Genomic DNA, 17,585 nt, shown 5'->3' with positions numbered 1-17,585 from the left:
TTGTGCTTCTGCCCGTTTATATATGTAATGACCTTTAAGGGACGAAAGCCTGCCGTACTTTGGGTGGTGTGAGTTACGTATTACAGGTGAGCGTTGAATCTAAGTTTACAAAATAAGTAAAAGGTGGATTGGTTCAATTTGACAACACTTGGAAGCGCGGCAGCTTTCGTTCCGTTAGATTTATTTTTACCTTACTAACTGAAAAATAATACTTTGTTTTAGATATGACACTGAGGCTTTTTCCTCGTGCTCGGAGCGGAAAATAATCGTCAGTAAACTCAAAATGATTAAGAATACGAGAAAGCAATGTTTTGAAGAGTGAGGGGTTTACAGAAAGCGACAAAAATGTAAAAGTAATTTCGACATGGTGGCCGACCCCCTTCACAGTGTTCTGCCATCATGGTCTCCGGACTTGAAACTCTCCGTCACACCTTCCAGTCCGGAGTGCTCCGTGCCTCCTCCCTTCCCGGGCAGGCCGGATATCTTCCCCGCCCCGTCTGCCCAGCCGCTCTTCCCGGCAGACGGGGTATTTCTTTTCCGCATTTGTAATCAGGCATGACTTCTGTCGTTCGTTGTGCAGGTTAGGCAACGGCGTGGCACGTCGCTGCTCAATTTTTTTGTTATGCTTCTATCGTTCTGTAGTTATTGAGTTATGATGCTGTCCTCACTCCTGCGGACTTGCGGACAGGCAATGGGGTAAAACTCAACTGGCTGGCACCAGAAAAAGCAAAGCGGCGACAAGCTGTGTTAGCCTGTCGCCGCTTTGCTTTGCAGTCTGCCTGCTTAATTTACTTGCATCCTTGGCTTTTTACGCCGCAGAAGAATATGTTTGAAACCATCGTGCAGTGCTTTGCCATGTCAATCGCGTCAGGGTGATTGATGCTCAGGCGGGCAAGTCCCATGCAGAGCGTCATAAATGTTGCCGCACCTACCTTAGGATCAATGTCGGCCCGTAATTCTCCGGAGTCGATGCCTTTGCTAAAGACTGCAGTAAGATTGTTGATAAACTCAACATCCTGCTGGATCATCTGCGCATGGTGTTCGGCAAGTTCGTCATTTTGCTCAGTTTTTGTCAGCACCAGATCCAGCGCCTTTTGCATCGTTTCGTCTACAGCCAGCTTAAGCATCCAGTGCTGCAATACTTCCTGTAACACAAAGCATGCGTTGCCGCCTCGTTCCAGAATATGTCGCACAAGGCGGGACATGGGCGCGAAGGCCTGATCCAGAACAGCTGAAAAAATATCAACTTTGTTTTTGAAGTGCCAGTACACGGCACCTCGGGTAAGGTTCGCTTCTTCTGCAATATCGTTAAGAGTAGTGGCAGAATACCCTTTTCGTAAAAATACAGTAAGGGCGCAATCCAGAAGCAGTTGTCTGGTTTTTTCCGCTTCTTCTTTGGTTTTTCGAGCCATTTACATCCCTTTGTTAGATTCGTTCCGGATACTATTAACAGGGAATGTTCCGCTTTTCCAGTAAGTAGCGGTGTTTGATTTTTTTGTACAAAAGTGTTGTGCAATACTTGGCTGTTAGAATCAATGATAGAGAATAAGCAAGAAGTGAACAATGCTTATTTATTTGATTTTTAAGTATTTTTGATTTTTATGCTTTATGTTGGTTAGTTGTTCTATGATTCATTAATTTAAATGGCTTTCTTGACAAGTCTGTTTTATTTGATATTAATCAATCTGATTTGTTAATGAACAACATATGAGTAGTCATGGCAAGAGAGCTGCTTAGTTTGCGCGAAATCGGGCGCCGTCTTGATGTTCCGCCTTCTAGTATTGTGTACTACAAGGATCGGTTTGTCCGATTTATTCCCACTGCCGGAGGGAAAGGAAGGCGGCTGAAATACCCGCCGGAGGCTGTCACGCTTTTCAAGGAGATCAGGGAAATGTTTGAACGCAACCTGTCTGCGGAAGAAATTGAATCTCACCTTTCTGAAAAAGATGTGATAGCCGGTGCATACGGGCCCGGAGTGCAGACGGGGGCTTCCGGTTTTTTTCTTTAAGGCAGAGGCGGAAGCAGGCAGCTTTGTGCAGGAATTATCCGGTGTTCTGGAAAAAATGTCCGGCGTTCTTGAAGCGCAGGCAGGTTTTCGTGAAGAAATTCAGTCGTTGCGGCGCGAGGTGGCCTTGTTGCGTAACGAGCGTGAACAGCAGGCGCAGCAGCACAGGCAGAAAATTGCCGAACTTGAAAAGCAGATTGAGTTTCTGCGTACAGAAAAAACAACGTACAGAGAAAATGCAGGGTTTGGCACCCGTACCGAACAGGCTGGTTCTGCAAGGCAGGAAAGAAAGGCTGACGGTTCGCGCGGCGCAGGCATCAAACCTCCTGCGTCGTTTTTAGGCAGACCTCTGGTTATCCATCGCGGCGAAGAATACATAGGTGTTGTGGGCAGGGGAAAGCCCTTTACGCTTGCCATGCTTATAAGCCTGATAGAGCGAAACGCCGGTTCGCAGAAAGTGCGTAGCATGGAATGGCGCCGGGATAAGGAACAGTGGATGCTGGTGATTAATTCTCAGGACGCAGATGGAAGCCAGAAACACGAACACGAACTGCGTGTTGCCCGCACAACTACACCCAGCGGCAATACTGTTACACAGTTGTGCAGGTTGCGCATCGACGGCGACGTTGTGCCGGAAAACTTTCTTCTGGCTCTTTTTAAGAGCATCAAAGACGGGCTGGAAAGCTGATACGCTGACAAATTTTGCGGCAGACTGTCTGCCACACAAACGGTGCGGTGCTCTCATGGCATGGGTGCACCGCACCGTTTGTGTCATATTGCCGTCAGTTCGATATCACCCCATACGCCGATTTTACCGGCGCACTGAGCAAAAACGGCACGAATACCATGAGCCTGCAGCTGCGCTGCACGGTCTGTCACGCGTGTAACATCATCTGCATTTTTCAGCATATTGCAAAAGGCCGTTGCGGCGGCATCTGCTATGCTGGCATCGCTTGCAACGACGCTGACCAGATCTCCCGTTCCCAGACTTAGCGAATGGCCGATGGTTGCAGATGAGGAACATACTGAAAGCGGCATAGCCTCTGCCGGAATAACCAGACCGATGACAGAGTCGGATTCAGGGTCGGGAAGAAGTCCTACAGTGCGCGGGTGTGGTGAAAACATAAAAATGTCTCCGCCGTTTTCAACAAGAATATCAAACTGCTTACTGCAGTTTTTTTCTGCACGCTTCTGCAGAAGCCGTAACAGCCCTTCTGCAACCATCTGCGCGACGGTTCCGGCTACAGCAGCCATGGGGCCGACTTCAAGAAGCGCCGCTCCGGCTGCCATACGTCTTACCACTTCGGGGGCATGTTCCGGTACTTCAACAGGTGTCAGGCTGTGGGCAAAAGAAGGGCAGATAGCAATCCATGAAACTATCTGACCCCGCAGAGTGCGCACTAGCTTTGCTGCTTCTTCCTGCATCAGTTTTGGAGCAGTAATCCAGAGATCCGTTTCTTCCAGCACTACCTGAAAAGAAACATTCCCTTTGCTCGTGGAGTGCTGCTTGCGGTAGTGACGAAGGGGACTTGTGTGTATGCGATGGGTAGCGGATGTTGCGGACATGGGCCTTGTATACGATGCGTAGCTGCCCCCTGCAAGTGGCTTAGGCTCTGGAAGCAATGAGAGCTTTTTTTGAAGGAGATGCTGCGAGATGGAGCACTGCGTTCCTGCCGCTACTGGCTAGTTTGCCGCGCAGCGGCCGTGCTGTGCTATGTAACCAATTGCTTCAGCAAAGATTGTCAGCTCAGGATTGGGTCAGGTGCGTCAGCGGTGATGTAACCGCTGACGTGCATAATGTCAGTGCGCTGTTTATAACGTGCATTGTCTAGATGAGGACCAACTGTCTGGAACGGCAGTGCCCTGAAAAGCGGTAGCCTTTTTGTGCCAGTGAAAATGCGGCATGGGGTAAAAAGCTTGAGCTGAAAACCGGACGCCCGCTACCAGAATAATTTTAGATAACCTGCCGGATTGCGGCAGTGTTATGGCTTACCTGAACAAGCGTTTTAAAAATGCTCGTCCCATTTCCAGAGTGGCGGCACAGCGCATGGTGTCCAGCGTACCGAACTCTTCACGCATCAGACGCAGAAACTCACGCATTCCGGTAAAATCGCGTAGCTGGATGTATTTATCTATGCATCTGCGGGTGTATTGCCCAAGAGTGTTAATCCGCCATTCTTCAAGCTCTTTGGGAAGCAGAAATTTGCGCTCGGCAGCCATGCTGAAGGGCACGGTTACACACACCATATCGTCCAGCAGAACTTGCGGTGCGTTAATGCGTGAATAGCCGGATTCGGAAAGACGATATTCGCACACAGGGGTATGTTCGTATGCCGCGTCACCATAAAATGCGGCGATGAACCCCAGCATTTCGTCCAGACTGATCATGGCGGGCGGCAGTGGTGTTTCCAGAACGGAAGCCACTACATCGTCACGGAACAACATGCGTGAAAAAAGCCCTTCGGGCGGGCGGCGGCTGGATTGTACGAAGTGTCTGCGGCCATTAACCGTTTCCGGCGTTTCTGGGGTCATGACACTACGGCTGCCGTCTTCGTGCACTAAGGTGCAAGCACCTGTGACCACTGCTGTTTTCCCGAAGGTGTGCGCCATCAGCTTTTCCAGTCCGTCCGGCAGAAGTACGTCATCATCATCAAGAAATTTAAGCCAGCGTGTAGAGCACAGCTGTGCCAGCCGCAGGTAATTACCGCAGGGGCCAAGCGGTGATTCATTACGGACGTAGCGCACACGGCTGTCTGCCAGATACGGTCTGACAGCATCAGCGATGGCGTTTGTGGGGCAATCGTCTGAAATGATGACTTCTTTTACAGGCCATGTCTGAGCAAGCGCGCTTTCCACGCAATCTGTGAACCAGTCGGGCTTGTAAGCGGGAATAAGTATACTGACATCGCGTCGGGAAGCGTTTTCCCTGTGCGAAGTGGTTGATTGGGTAAACATGATTGGAGGACTTTGAGCACAGTTCATGGTGCAGGTCAAGGCAGTGGGCTTTTTATTGTGGTACTCTCGCCTCTTTTGCAACCGAAGCAGAAAAAAGCGCAAAGAAATCTATAACGGCCTTTCCGCTGGCAGAAAGGCCGCACAGATAAAGAAAAATGGAGAGGAGCGGACTATACCCTATGGCCGCGGGCTGCAAGCAGTTTGCGTGTCAGGGCAAGCACTCTGTTTTTTTCAAAGGGTTTGATGAGGCACTCTTTACAACCCGCATTCTTTGCCAGCACAGACAGCGAGCCGGATTCCGGCTGCCCTGTCATGGCAATGATGGTGGCGTCGGGTGCGGTGTTTTTCACAACTGTGATGCCTTCTCCGGGTTCGCAGTCCGGCAGCACCATATCCATGAAAACCAGATGTACCTCAGTGTCTTCCAAAAGGTTCAAGGTTTCGGCGCTGTCTCCAGCTTCAAATACCTCGTGTCCCTCATCCTCAAGCATAATGGACAACGTTGTCCGGGTTACCGGATCGTCATCGGCGATAATAATGGTCGCCATGCGTCAAACCTCCGAATTTTGCGACAAAAATTACTTCACACAGAAAAGTCTCATGTGCAAGTGCCTGAGGCAGAAAAAGTTGCAAAGGACTTCACTTTACAAACTCTTGGTTTTGGTCCTAAAAGTTTCTTTTGGATGAGGGCTCATATCAGTTCGTAGCAGCACACAACCACAAAGGAACGGCCATGACGAAGCACTTTACGCAAATTCGGGATCTTGGATATCAATCGGCATGGGACGTTCTGCGCCGCGCTAAAGAGATGAAAGACGCTGACTACCGAAGCAGTCTGCTGGAAGGTAAAAGCGCCATCATGCTGTTTGAAAAAGCTTCCACCCGTACGCGTGTTTCCTTTGAAACCGCAGTATACCAGCTGGGCGGTAAAACAATTTTCATGACTCCGGCTGAAAGTCAGCTGGGGCGTTCAGAACCGCTTCGTGATACTGCACGGGTGCTTTCGCGGTACAATGATCTTATGATTGTGCGTACTTTCGGGCAGGAAAAAATCGAAGAACTGGTGGAATACGGTAGTATTCCTGTTATCAATGCCCTTACCGACGAAGGTCATCCCTGTCAGGTAATGAGCGATATGCTGACCATTTACGAGCGTACCCCTGACATTGAAAACGTTCGCGTTGCATGGATAGGCGACGGTAACAACATGGCAAACTCGTGGATTGAAGCTGCCATCTTCTTTAAGTTCGAGCTGTTTATGGCCTTCCCCGAAGGCTACGAGCCTGATAAAAACCTGCTGGCTCTGGCTATGCAGGCTGGTGCCAAAATCTTCCTGACACATGATCCGGAAATGGCGGTGGAGGGCGCTCATTATGTAAACACTGACGTCTGGGCCTCTATGGGACAGGAAGAAGAACAGAAAAAACGCGAGGCGGCTTTTGAGGGCTATTGCGTAAACGATAAGCTTATGGCACTGGCAGCTCCTGACGCCAAATTTATGCACTGCCTGCCCGCACACAGGGGTGAGGAAGTGAGCGAAGAAGTATTTGAAAGCCCCGCATCCATTGTATGGGATCAGGCGGAAAACCGTCTGCACATGCAGAAAGCTCTTATCGAGTGGGTGATGGCGCAGTAGTTTTTTTGTGTCCGGCGCGCCTGCTGGCGGCCGTGCCAATGACAATCAGATTATTACGGGGCGCCACCGCGCCCCGTTTTCCGTGAAAACGGCAGACGTTTTCTCAAGAACAAAAATCAGACTCAGGTAAGGTATATCATGGGTAAGGAAATCAAAAAGGTTGTGCTTGCCTACTCCGGCGGGCTGGATACATCGGTTATTCTGAAATGGATTGCCAAAACGTACGATTGCGAAGTGGTCACGCTGACTGCAGACCTCGGGCAGGAAGAAGACCTCGACGGCGTGGATGAAAAAGCGCTGCGTACCGGCGCTACCAAGGCGTTTGTTGAAGACCTGCGCGAAGAGTTTGCCCGTGACTTCATTTTTCCCATGATGCGCGCCAGTGCCGTGTACGAAGGTCGCTACCTGCTGGGCACCTCTATTGCCCGTCCGCTTATCACCAAGCGTCTGGTGGAAATCGCACATGCTGAAGGAGCACAGGCTGTTGCTCATGGTGCCACCGGCAAAGGTAACGATCAGGTGCGTTTCGAGCTGGCAACCGCTGCGCTTGATCCTTCGCTGAAGACCATTGCACCGTGGCGTGAGTGGGACTTCCGCTCTCGTACCGACCTTTTGAATTTTGCTGAAGAAAACGGCATTCCTGTTATCTCTGCCGGAAACCGCAAACTCTATAGCATGGACAGAAACATGCTGCATTGCAGTTTTGAAGGCGGCGAGCTGGAAGATCCGTGGAACGAACCCGGCCCCGGCAGCTACATCATGGCTGTTCCGGTTGAGCAGGCTCCCGATGAAGCGGAATACATCACCATCGACTTTGAAAAAGGCAACCCCGTTGCCATTAATGGTGAAAAGATGTCTCCCGCCATCATCATGAAGACCCTGAACACCGTGGGCGGAAAGCATGGTGTCGGCCGTCTTGATATGGTTGAAAACCGCTTTGTGGGCATGAAGTCCCGCGGCGTGTACGAAACCCCCGGCGGAACCATTCTGCATGCTGCGCACCGCGATCTTGAAGGTATCTGCCTTGACCGTGAAGAAATGCACCTGCGCGACAGTTTGATTCCCCGCTATGCCGCTGCCGTGTACAACGGTTTCTGGTTTGCGCCGGAGCGTGAGGCCCTGCAGGCTCTTATTGATAAGACTCAGGAAACTGTTACCGGCACCGTGCGTGTAAAGCTGTACAAGGGCAACGTGGTTCCTGTTGGCCGTAAGTCTCCCTTCTCGCTGTACCGTGCCGATCTGGCGACTTTTGAAGAGGACGAAGTATACAATCAGGCTGATGCTGCCGGATTTATCCGTCTGAACAGCCTGCGTATTCTTGGCTACAGCAAAAAAGAGAGAGGCTAGCATGACTGCGGGCAAGCTGTGGGGCGGGCGTTTTCGCGAACGTACCGCCGGATTGGTGGAGGAATACACCGAGTCCGTCTCGTATGACCGTGCGCTGTACGCGCAGGATATTGCCGGTTCCAAGGCTCATGCCCGTATGCTGGCGCGTCAGGGCGTAATTTCCGCTGAAGATGCAGAACGCATTGCAGAAGGTCTGGAACAGATCCGCGCGGAGATTGAATCCGGAGAGTTTGTGTGGCGTACCGAAATGGAAGACGTTCACATGAATATCGAAAGCAGGCTGACGCAACTGGTAGGAGATGCCGGTCGGCGTCTGCACACCGGCCGCAGCCGTAACGATCAGGTCGCGCTGGACTTCAGGCTGTTTGTTTCTGACAGAATCCGCCAGTGGCAGCAGCTTATCGGCGGCGTTATTGCAGCGCTGACCGCTCAGGCGCAAGAACATAAGGAAACGCTGCTGCCCGGTTGTACGCATTTGCAGGCCGCTCAACCTGTAAGCCTTGCCCAGCACCTGCTGGCCTATGCGTGGATGCTGCGCCGCGACTTTGACCGTCTGGCAGATTGCGACAAACGTGCCCGTGTGTGTCCCCTTGGCGCTGCTGCGCTGGCAGGCACTACCTATCCGCTTGATCCGCACTCAGTTGCAGAAGAGCTGGATATGTACGGCGTGTTTAATAACTCCATGGATGCCGTTTCCGACAGAGACTTTGCACTGGAAGCACAGTTCTGCGGTTCGCTGATCATGGCGCATATGTCACGCCTGTGTGAAGAAATCATCATCTGGGCGAATCCCAACTTCGGGTACATTTTCCTGCCTGATGCGTATGCCACCGGCTCCAGCATCATGCCGCAGAAAAAGAATCCCGATGTTGCAGAAATCATGCGCGGTAAAACCGGCAGAGTATACGGCGGCCTGATGTCGCTGCTGACCACTCTTAAAGGACTGCCCATGACTTACAACCGTGACCTTCAGGAAGATAAAGAACCCTTTATTGATACTGACCGCACGGTTTCCGCTTCGCTTGAGATTATGGCCGGTATGGTACGTGCGCTGAAGTTTAATACCGCCCGAATGGAAAAGGCTCTGAGGTCCGGCTTTTTGAATGCGACCGAACTTGCCGACTATCTGGTGGGCAAGGGCGTGCCTTTCCGTGATGCACACCACATCACCGGCAACGCTGTTGCACTGGCGGAAGACAAGAACAAGGGCCTTGAGGACCTTACTCTTGAAGAGTTCCATTCAGTATCAGAGCTTATCGGCGATGACGTGTTTGCCGTGCTTGATTACAAAGCCGCCGTTGACCGACGTTGTACGCATGGCGGCACCGGTCCGCAGTCTGTGGCAACGCAGCTTGCAGTGCTGCAGGAATGGCTTGCAAGGTAACAACTTGCTGTTTGCCTTTTGTTAAAAATATTGAAGCCGTCCGGTTTGCCGGACGGCTTTTTGTATGCGGTAAGCTGTGTTGCAAATGAGCTTTTTTGTCGCAAACAATGTTGCTGGCTTTCAAAAACTTCCGGTGGTTGCCTTCGCTTATTGTCTTACATTGCGTTGACCACCTGCGTTGTGCTGCTGGCAAAGATACTATCGGCCATACTGGATAACTCTGTGCCTGTGGCCGGATTGTCGGAGAACAAAATGAGCAGGTCTGGTTATTTTTTGAGAATTTAGTGGGTAACGCCGCACTGCTTCAAGGAACCGGAAGGAAAAAGTAGTAAGCGAATTGTTGCGTTTGATAAATGAGCGGGTTGGGGCTATTTTCTGACGCCTGACTCGGGGCATGACGTAACGCGGCAAATAAAGGGCTAACTCTTTCCGTTGCGTAACGCTGCTGGCTACTTTGGATGCCTTGTGGCGAACTGTGAGTGCTGTAACCCTTGCGGGTCTGTTTCTGCTTATGGTCTGTTGTCCGGATTCGTGAAGGTTGGATTTTTCAGATTATGTGCTGGCGTAGCCCCGTTTGTGAACTGCACGGGACCGGCACTGAATATTTCAAGTATGAAAAGAGCAAGTTACTATGGCAAATAAAATAGCAATTGTTATTCCGGCGCGTTTTGGCTCAACCCGTCTGCCCGGCAAGCCTCTTAAGTTGATAGCAGGAAAGGAAATGCTTTCGCGCGTTGCCATGATTGCAAAGTCTGTTTGTGATAACAGAACAGACTGCACATATATTGTTGCAACTGATGACTCCAGAATCGTGGATTTTTGCGGGACAAACAATGTTCCCGTGGCGATGACAGCGGAAACTTGTCAGTCCGGAACGGAAAGAAGCTGGGATGCTCTTGGAGCTTTGGATTTTACACCGGAACTGATTGTAAACCTGCAAGGTGATAATCCGCTTTGTCCCCCGTGGTTTATTGAAGAGTTGATTACCGCCTGGGAGCGCGACCCTCACGCACAGGTGCTGACCCCGTATATCCAACTGAGTTGGGATGAGCTGGACAGACTGCGCGAGGCCAAAAAAGTCACACCTTTTTCAGGAACGACTGTCGTTGTAGATAAAGAGAGCTACGCCCTTGCATTCAGCAAAAATATTATTCCGGCCATCCGGAAAGAAAAATCCTTGCGAAGTAAGATGGCGCAGTCTCCGGCGAAGCGGCATATCGGCCTGTATGCGTATACATACTCTGCGCTGAAGGAATATTTTACGTTGCCTGTTTCTCCGTACGAAGAATTTGAAGGTCTGGAGCAGATGCGGTTTCTGCATAACAACGTGCCCGTGAAGATGGTTCAGGTTGACTACAGAGGCTATGGCTCCATGTCCGGAGTGGACTCGCCCGAAGATATTTTACGTGCGGAAGCGATGATAGAAAAATATGGTGAATTTCCGTTGTAATGTTCTGGTACCAGAACATAATTTTTGCATCTAACTTGTTACTTTTTACATGACATCATGAAGCGAATTATTATTGTCCGTCATGGAAATACCTTCAGAAAAGGCGAAACCCCGACAAGAGTCGGCGGAAGAACCGATTTGCCGCTTGTTGAAGGGGAGAGAAGCAAAGCTGTCGGGAAGTATTTGGTTCAGAAAAAATTGATTCCCGATGTGATTTATGTAGCACCGCTAAAGCGTACTCTGCAGACAAAGGAATTCATACTGGAGCAGTTGGGGCGTAACGTTCCTGTGGAAGTGATGGACGACTTTGTCGAGATTGATTACGGACCGGATGAGAATAAGCCGGAGGATGAAGTTCTGCTGCGCCTTGGCTGCGGCGATGCAGAAGCAGGTAAGCTGATAATCGAAGCATGGAACAAAAACGGGACCGTACCTGACGGATGGGTTGTTGACCCGGAACAGCTTATCAGGACGTGGAAAAATATCGGATCATCTGTCGCTGCTCGTGATAAAGACGACTACACCGCGCTCATAGTCAGCTCAAACGGAATCATCCGTTTTGCTCCGTACCTGACGGGTGATTTTGCTCTTTTTACGAAACATAACGATATAAAAGTTGCTACAGGCGGTCTTTGTATATTTGAAAAGCACGCTTCCGAGGAATACTGGCGGTGTGTGGAATGGAATACTGTGCCGGTTAAACTGGCGCTGTAACATCCATGTGATTTTCAAATGTTCAAAAGGTGTTTGTTGCTAATAGCTTGAAGGAAAAGGCTTGTTGCTTTGCGGCAGGTCTTTTTTCATTTGTTAACAACTCTATGGTGCTGTGTGGCCGGAGCATGCTTCATGCTCGATATGGTCGGGCAATGACGGCAGGATAAGGCATGGCAACGTTAAAGAATACGCAAGGCTGCTGCAACGGGTAAAGTAGTGAGCGGGGGGTGGGGGATATGGCTGCCCTGAACGGGAGTGCTGGCAACATCTGTTATTAAGGCCGCGGCCATACAATGCAAGGGTAGGCTTAGTTAGCGTCCGTTGCCTCGCCTTGATTCATTCCAGATATTGTATTCAGCTTTTTTATCCCGATAACATTGGGCAGGGGCCACTGGCCTGTTGCGGAGTACCAGAAACTGCTTCCGGCGCGTCCCAGCCAGCTACGAGTGGTGCCGGAGGTGTTCAGGTGCATGGTTGCCTGAGCGCCGCCCTCTACATACATGGTCGCCCGCAGGTCGGGGTAGATTGCCAGCAAAAACTCTGAAAGTCCGCGAACAGTCGTCTGCGGCCGGCAATGTATGAAGATGATATGTCCGGCAGAGTCTTCACCTATGGCCGCAATGCTGAACGTATCGCCCTCTTCCGGCCACAACGGTTTCCTGTCGTGGCTTATCATTCTGAAATTCTGAACGACAGTACGGTAACGGGGCAGCAGCGATTCCCATTTGTCGCCGTATTTGTCCAGCAGGTCGGCTGTCGGTAACTGCGCTGTCGGAATATCCGATACCTGCGGGGCACGGACGGAGGCGTTTTCGGCTTGAGGCTGGCTTTCAAGCCGTTTTGCTACTGCTTCCGGTGTGAGGAGGGCAAAGGGATCTGGCAGTTGTACCAAACTGGCTGGTGCACTTTGCGTCTGTTCGGAAGAGTCAGACTGAATGTGATACTTCGGGGTGACTGATTCCAGCTGATCGGCTTCGGACAATGTCGGGGCAGCGCGCTTGGAAGGCTTTTGCGGCTTTGGTATATCAAGCGGACCATAAACAAGGAATGAGCCAAAACGCTTGTTTATGCGGCGATTGTTGGCAATGGTTCCGTTGCGCATGTAGCCGGTGCTGGTCTTGCCGTCCGGCAGGAACATGCTGGCATTGATGACAGCCGTCAGTCCGTGTTGTCTGGCCCATTCAGAAGGAGTGAGCGCCGGGCAACCATACTCCGTAACAGAGTATAGTCCCAGCGCATACCGAGTGGGGTCAATACGCAGCAAAGCCACGCTGCCGCTACCGGTGCCTGATGGAATTTTTGCTTCTGCCAGATGTAAGCCTTGTTCAACGGGCTGCCATTGCAGAGTAGGGGCCACTTCTCTTTCTGCGGGTTGCGTGGCGTTGTTTACTTCAGGTGCGGGTGCTACCTCTGCCGCCTGAACTAAGTTACTGCCGAGGCATAAAAAAACCGCACAGATCCATGCACAAAACCGTATGCTGAAAGCATAGCGGACAAAGCGCGGGAAATTGCGCGGCAAGAGAGCCAGAAAGGCAGTAACACAGCATGGCAGCTTCATTTTCATATCCCTATAATGCCTTGCACCATAGGGCAAACAAAAATCAGAGGCAATGGGGCCACTGATTTATGCTGTTGGAAAGCAAAAAGCAGGCTGTGCAGTGGTCAGGTTAGCCGAAGTGTTTGCGAACAAAGCTGATGTACAGAAAATAGGCTGCAGCAAGATACGGAACGGCCATCCACATGGACTGGATGTAGCCTGTACAGAATGCGACAGTAATAAGCGCGTAGGGTAAAAACCAAGCCAGAATGATACGCAGTACCTGCCCTACGGTGCCACGCGGGGGGCACAAAAAACCGATGGCTGCCAGAACAGCAGCGACAACAAGAACAGACCATTGCCACCAAAACATATAATAATCTCCGTGTATCAGTGCTGTATTATGCCGTATGGCAGACGCACGTCAAAACGTGCAGGTGTTGCTTGCGCCTACCCGCCAGCGTGTTCAGGCGTGCATCCGATGCGTACAGCATGTACTGTCGATGTCCCAAAGGCTGGTCGGTCCCTCGTAAGCGTGGCAACACTCGTTAGCCGGCGCATGGCCTGAGGGCATCATGCGAAGTTTCAGCTACGCTTATGTAAGGCGAATGTCTAGTGTGTGATGCCCTAAAGTGAATATTACAATAGTTCGATATTGACATATAAAGCTATCTTGATATAGATGTGAATCAGGTGGCGCAAAAGAGCAGCTGAGACGGTTGCTTTTCCTGTCTGCGATGCGGGGGATTTCGCATCATAACCAAATGAAAACGGCATCCGAAGCCGGCAAAAGGATACTGACGTGAAAATCAAAGACTTGATAGCAAAGCACGATGGCCCGTTCTATTCGTTGGAGTTTTTTCCTCCTAAGAATCCTGAAATGTGGCCCAAGTTTTTTACCAACGTCGGGCGCCTGATGGCTCTGGATCCGCTGTTTTGTTCTGTAACGTACGGTGCCGGTGGCGGTACGCAGGACAATACCTTTGAAATAACCCGTCGCTTCAAGCAGGATATTGGGCTTGAGCCTATGCCGCACCTGACCTGCGTGGGTGCGACTCAGGAAAAAATCCGCGATTTTGTGGGCAAACTGCATGAGATCGGCGTAGATAATGTGCTTGCACTGCGAGGCGATGCTCCGGCCGATGATTCCTTCAGCTGGGATGATGGCGAGTTCCGCTATGCTTCTGACCTTGTACAGTTTGTTAATGCAGAATTTCCCGATATGTGCGTGGGCGTTGCCGGTTATCCTACTGCGCACCCTGAATCGCCCAGCTTTGCGGACGATCTGAAATGGACAAAGCATAAGCTGGATGCAGGCAGTGATTTTATCGTTAGCCAGCTACTGTTTGATGTGCGCGAATATTTCCACTTTGTAGAGCAGCTTCGTGCAATGGGCGTAACTAAGCCGGTGCTTCCCGGTATTCTGCCTATTCAGTCGCTGGAATCCGTACGCCGTATTCTTTCGCTTTGCGGTGCAAACATACCCGGCAGGTTCTATCTGGAACTGGATGCCGCGAACGAAAAGGGCGGAGCAGAGGCAGTAAAGGAACTGGGCATCAAGTTTGCTGCTCAGATGGTGCGCAGACTTATTGACGGCGGAGCGCCCGGTATTCATCTGTACACACTGAATCAGGCCGAAACCTGCTTGCAGATTGCTGATCAGGCTGGCCCTCTGTAGGCCGCTTCAGACGTAATTTTATCAACGGCATACCTGCCTCGAAAGCCCCTGTGTCACATGACGCAGGGGCTTTTATGTTGAGTGCGTTTTTCGGAAAGCATCAGGTGGTGAATAAATGCAGCACGGATGAAGCCGATACGGACAGTACATGTACATGCCGTACGCACCTGTTTGCCGAGTAGTTAATTGCATCCAGCGGCGGGGCGGGTTGCTTTCTGAAGTACGCAAGCGGCACCGAGCCAGCAAGGCAAAACAAAGAAAGGCGGCACGAAGCCGCCTTGGATGATATTGATATGAGCAGGGTTAATCGCCGAAGCAGACAACAATGTCTTCATACTTCTTGCGCCATTTGCCGGGGGCAAGCTTTTTAGTCTGGTCAAAATGACCGACGCAAAGAAGCAGCGGAATCCAGAACCTCTCGGGGATATTGAATGCCTCGCGGACGCCGTCGTGGTCAAATCCATCCATCGGGTGAGTGTCGAGGCCGGCGTCAGCTGCCGCATACATCAATGACATGGCAAAGAAGCCTGTGTTTTTTACGGCAAAAGCCTGCTGGGTGGCTTCATCTTTACCGTATAGCCCCTGACAGGCGCCGACAAACCAGTCGTGTTGTTCTGGTTTCATATCTCCGGCAGCCACCATCTGTTTGAAGTTCTGCTCCAGTGTCGGGTGCCCTTCCTGCCAGCCGTTTCTGTCTGCCAGAACAATGAGCACCACGGGTGCTTCTGTCACCTTAGGCTGATTCATTGCCAGTTTGCGCAGTTTGTCTTTGTCTGCAGAATCTCGCAGAATCATTACGTTCCACGGTTGCAAATTAAAGCTGGAAGGAGTCAGTGCTGCTTTTTCAATAATCGAACGGATTTCAGCGTCTGAGACTTCCTTTTCATGGTCAAAAAAGTTTACGGCACGACGTTTTGCAAGAATATCCGTAAAGCTCATTCTGAACCTCCTTTTTATTTTCAGTGGGTTAGTGGTGAAAAATCTAGGCTACAGTTGTAAATGTATTTTTTGGCAACCTGCAAGCGCTACCCGCAACGGAAGCAATGATTGGTAATTATGCTTTTAATATCGGCAACCGATGTTGCAACGCAGTCTGCGGCACTCAGGTCCTGCTGAACTCCGTGGGGAGTAGATAGCCCGATGCAGCGCATTCCGGCGGCGCGCGCCGCGGCAACTCCGTTAGCTGCATCTTCTATTACAAGGCAATCTGCCGGCAACGTATTCAATAACTGGGCTGCCCTTAAAAAAATGTCAGGCCACGGTTTGCTGCGTGCACAATCATCACTGCTGACAACTGCCGAAAAATATTCTGTTATTTGAAGTTGATTTAATACTGCTTCGACTATTTCGCGTTTACCGGAAGACGCGACAGCAAGCGGGACTCCTGATTCGCTGAAGTAGTCCAGCAGCGGCAGTATCCCTTCCTGAGGCTTCGCAGAAGCCAGAGCCAGATCAAGGTAGCGTTTGCCTTGCTCTGCTGCGAGCTGTTCAGGCCGGAGGCTCAGGCTGTGTTTGGAGCAGAGCTGTTGCCAGATGGACACGGTGGACATGCCTGTGAAGCGTTTTGACTCTTCCGTTGTAATCTTAATCCCTAGTTCCATAGCCATGGCTGCTTGTATCTTGTTGTGCATAGGTTCAGAATCTATGAGAACGCCATCCATATCAAAAATGACTGCATCAGGCATACGTTTTCCCCGGCTATCGACGATGGTGGTAGAAGGTTTTGTTGAAGATAGTTAATCTATCGCATATTCTGCTTTTGTCGCAAGTGTTGCCTTAAATGTACGTTGTATTTTTTATGACGCATTCATATCCAGGGAGAAAAATATGCAAAAACCCGTTGGGGTCGGGCTGGGAGAGGTTCTGTGGGATATGCTGCCTGACGAACATATACTGGGCGGTGCTCCTGCGAATTTTGCATATCATTTTCAAACGTTGGGAGGCTTGGGCTTTGTCGTCTCTCAGGTGGGAGACGATGCGCTCGGGCGCGAAGCTGTTGCTCTGCTGCAGAAGCGGGGGCTGGATGTTTCGCGCATAAGCGTTGATGCCGTCCATCAGACTGGCAGGGTAGAGGTGGTGATGGCTGCTGATGGTTCTGCCAGTTATATTTTTCCTGATGAGGTGGCGTGGGATTTTATTCCCCCTGTGCCGGACGATGACCCCTTACCGCGTCGGGCAGCCTGTGTCTGCTTCGGGTCGCTTTGTCAGCGGTCTGAACAAAGCCGTCACGCCGTGCAGAATTTTCTGCTTCAGGTGGCCCCAGATACGTTACGCGTGTTTGATTGCAACCTGCGGCAACAGTTTTACACTCGTGAAGTGCTCTACTCTTCACTTCAGCTAGCAGATGTTTTTAAAGTGAATGACGAAGAGCTGCTTATTCTTGCGCCGATGCTTGGCGTAGCAGATGCGCCTTTAACTGCAGATGCGCGGCGTGAAGTGCTGTCGCGGTTTGTTACGCAGTTTGACCTTGGAGTAGCTGCGTTAACATGCGGTGCAAACGGCAGTGTTGTAATGACACCGGATCAATGTTTCGAGCGTAAAGGTGACATTCTGGACGTGGCGGATACTATCGGAGCCGGTGATTCTTTTACCGCTGCTTTGGCGTTGGGGTTGCTATGTGATATGCCTGTAGGGCTGGTGCACGAGCATGCTGCAAAGGTTGCCGCCTATGTATGTACCAAGCGGGGTGCTATGCCGCGCTTGCCTGATGAACTGCGGTTGTTGCCGCGTTAACAGCTGTCTTGTTTGAACCGCACGCAGGTTTGTATCAAGCCGTCTCCGGCAGTGAGGCAGAGTTGCCGCGAAAACGATTTATTATTGTGCGCTGTCACTGACGAGGCAGACCTCAGACGATGTGCTTGCTGTGTCCCGTCATTCAC

At 50.9% G+C, this 17,585-nt stretch carries 17 protein-coding genes; 9 read left to right on the top strand and 8 right to left on the bottom strand.

Annotated elements, in window-relative coordinates; all coding sequences use genetic code 11:
* Positions 1-788 precede the first annotated feature (788 nt).
* Positions 789-1,412: a TetR family transcriptional regulator gene (locus ACK5LI_RS05720; protein ID WP_416947100.1), complete on the bottom strand. Its 624-nt coding sequence runs from the start codon at positions 1,410-1,412 to the stop codon at positions 789-791.
* Positions 1,413-1,717: 305 nt separating this feature from the next.
* On the opposite strand from ACK5LI_RS05720, the gene ACK5LI_RS05715 reads away from it, so the two are divergent.
* Both ACK5LI_RS05715 and ACK5LI_RS05710 read left to right on the top strand, forming a co-directional pair.
* Positions 1,718-2,008 carry a MerR family transcriptional regulator gene (locus tag ACK5LI_RS05715; RefSeq protein WP_416947098.1) on the top strand — a complete coding sequence of 97 codons (291 nt, stop codon included), beginning with the start codon at positions 1,718-1,720 and terminating at the stop codon, positions 2,006-2,008.
* A gap of 25 nt (positions 2,009-2,033) precedes the next feature.
* Positions 2,034-2,693, top strand: coding sequence for a hypothetical protein (locus tag ACK5LI_RS05710; protein ID WP_416947096.1), 660 nt, complete (start codon positions 2,034-2,036; stop codon positions 2,691-2,693).
* An 83-nt stretch (positions 2,694-2,776) separates the two neighbouring features.
* Here the strand turns inward: ACK5LI_RS05710 and ACK5LI_RS05705 are convergent, their stop codons facing one another.
* From ACK5LI_RS05705 to ACK5LI_RS05695, 3 genes are all read right to left on the bottom strand, one after another.
* Complete coding sequence (locus ACK5LI_RS05705; RefSeq protein WP_416947094.1) at positions 2,777-3,571, bottom strand: UPF0280 family protein; 795 nt, start codon at positions 3,569-3,571, stop codon at positions 2,777-2,779.
* A 423-nt stretch (positions 3,572-3,994) separates the two neighbouring features.
* Positions 3,995-4,960, bottom strand: a complete 966-nt coding sequence (locus tag ACK5LI_RS05700) for a glycosyltransferase family 2 protein (protein WP_416947092.1) — start codon at positions 4,958-4,960, stop codon at positions 3,995-3,997.
* Between the two features lie 170 nt (positions 4,961-5,130).
* Positions 5,131-5,508 (bottom strand): response regulator, encoded by a 378-nt coding sequence (locus tag ACK5LI_RS05695; protein ID WP_416947090.1) that lies wholly within the window; start codon positions 5,506-5,508, stop codon positions 5,131-5,133.
* A gap of 185 nt (positions 5,509-5,693) precedes the next feature.
* On the opposite strand from ACK5LI_RS05695, the gene argF reads away from it, so the two are divergent.
* From argF to ACK5LI_RS05670, 5 genes are all read left to right on the top strand, one after another.
* Complete coding sequence (gene argF, locus ACK5LI_RS05690) at positions 5,694-6,596, top strand: ornithine carbamoyltransferase (RefSeq protein WP_416947088.1); 903 nt, start codon at positions 5,694-5,696, stop codon at positions 6,594-6,596.
* 138 nt (positions 6,597-6,734) lie between these two features.
* Positions 6,735-7,943: an argininosuccinate synthase gene (locus ACK5LI_RS05685; protein ID WP_416947086.1), complete on the top strand. Its 1,209-nt coding sequence runs from the start codon at positions 6,735-6,737 to the stop codon at positions 7,941-7,943.
* A 1-nt stretch (position 7,944) separates the two neighbouring features.
* Positions 7,945-9,327 carry an argininosuccinate lyase gene (gene argH / locus ACK5LI_RS05680; protein ID WP_416947084.1) on the top strand — a complete coding sequence of 461 codons (1,383 nt, stop codon included), beginning with the start codon at positions 7,945-7,947 and terminating at the stop codon, positions 9,325-9,327.
* A gap of 631 nt (positions 9,328-9,958) precedes the next feature.
* A complete protein-coding gene (locus ACK5LI_RS05675) occupies positions 9,959-10,777 on the top strand; it encodes a 3-deoxy-manno-octulosonate cytidylyltransferase (protein ID WP_416947082.1) in 819 nt (272 codons plus the stop codon).
* A 57-nt stretch (positions 10,778-10,834) separates the two neighbouring features.
* Positions 10,835-11,491, top strand: a complete 657-nt coding sequence (locus tag ACK5LI_RS05670) for a histidine phosphatase family protein (RefSeq protein WP_416947080.1) — start codon at positions 10,835-10,837, stop codon at positions 11,489-11,491.
* Between the two features lie 307 nt (positions 11,492-11,798).
* Here the strand turns inward: ACK5LI_RS05670 and ACK5LI_RS05665 are convergent, their stop codons facing one another.
* Positions 11,799-13,049: a hypothetical protein gene (locus ACK5LI_RS05665; RefSeq protein WP_416947078.1), complete on the bottom strand. Its 1,251-nt coding sequence runs from the start codon at positions 13,047-13,049 to the stop codon at positions 11,799-11,801.
* A 109-nt stretch (positions 13,050-13,158) separates the two neighbouring features.
* Complete coding sequence (locus ACK5LI_RS05660) at positions 13,159-13,401, bottom strand: hypothetical protein (RefSeq protein ID WP_416947076.1); 243 nt, start codon at positions 13,399-13,401, stop codon at positions 13,159-13,161.
* Positions 13,402-13,830: 429 nt separating this feature from the next.
* Between ACK5LI_RS05660 and metF the strand changes: the two genes are divergently transcribed.
* A complete protein-coding gene (metF, locus tag ACK5LI_RS05655) occupies positions 13,831-14,706 on the top strand; it encodes a methylenetetrahydrofolate reductase [NAD(P)H] (RefSeq protein WP_416947074.1) in 876 nt (291 codons plus the stop codon).
* Between the two features lie 303 nt (positions 14,707-15,009).
* Here the strand turns inward: metF and ACK5LI_RS05650 are convergent, their stop codons facing one another.
* Both ACK5LI_RS05650 and ACK5LI_RS05645 read right to left on the bottom strand, forming a co-directional pair.
* Positions 15,010-15,645, bottom strand: coding sequence for a nitroreductase family protein (locus ACK5LI_RS05650; RefSeq protein WP_416947072.1), 636 nt, complete (start codon positions 15,643-15,645; stop codon positions 15,010-15,012).
* Positions 15,646-15,731: 86 nt separating this feature from the next.
* Positions 15,732-16,391 carry an HAD family hydrolase gene (locus ACK5LI_RS05645; RefSeq protein WP_416947070.1) on the bottom strand — a complete coding sequence of 220 codons (660 nt, stop codon included), beginning with the start codon at positions 16,389-16,391 and terminating at the stop codon, positions 15,732-15,734.
* A gap of 142 nt (positions 16,392-16,533) precedes the next feature.
* Between ACK5LI_RS05645 and ACK5LI_RS05640 the strand changes: the two genes are divergently transcribed.
* Positions 16,534-17,439, top strand: coding sequence for a PfkB family carbohydrate kinase (locus ACK5LI_RS05640; protein WP_416947068.1), 906 nt, complete (start codon positions 16,534-16,536; stop codon positions 17,437-17,439).
* The last annotated feature ends 146 nt before the right edge of the window (positions 17,440-17,585 follow it).

Source organism: Oleidesulfovibrio sp., from assembly GCF_047973035.1.
Taxonomy (GTDB): domain Bacteria; phylum Desulfobacterota; class Desulfovibrionia; order Desulfovibrionales; family Desulfovibrionaceae; genus Oleidesulfovibrio.
This window is presented reverse-complemented; position numbering and strand designations above follow the sequence as displayed.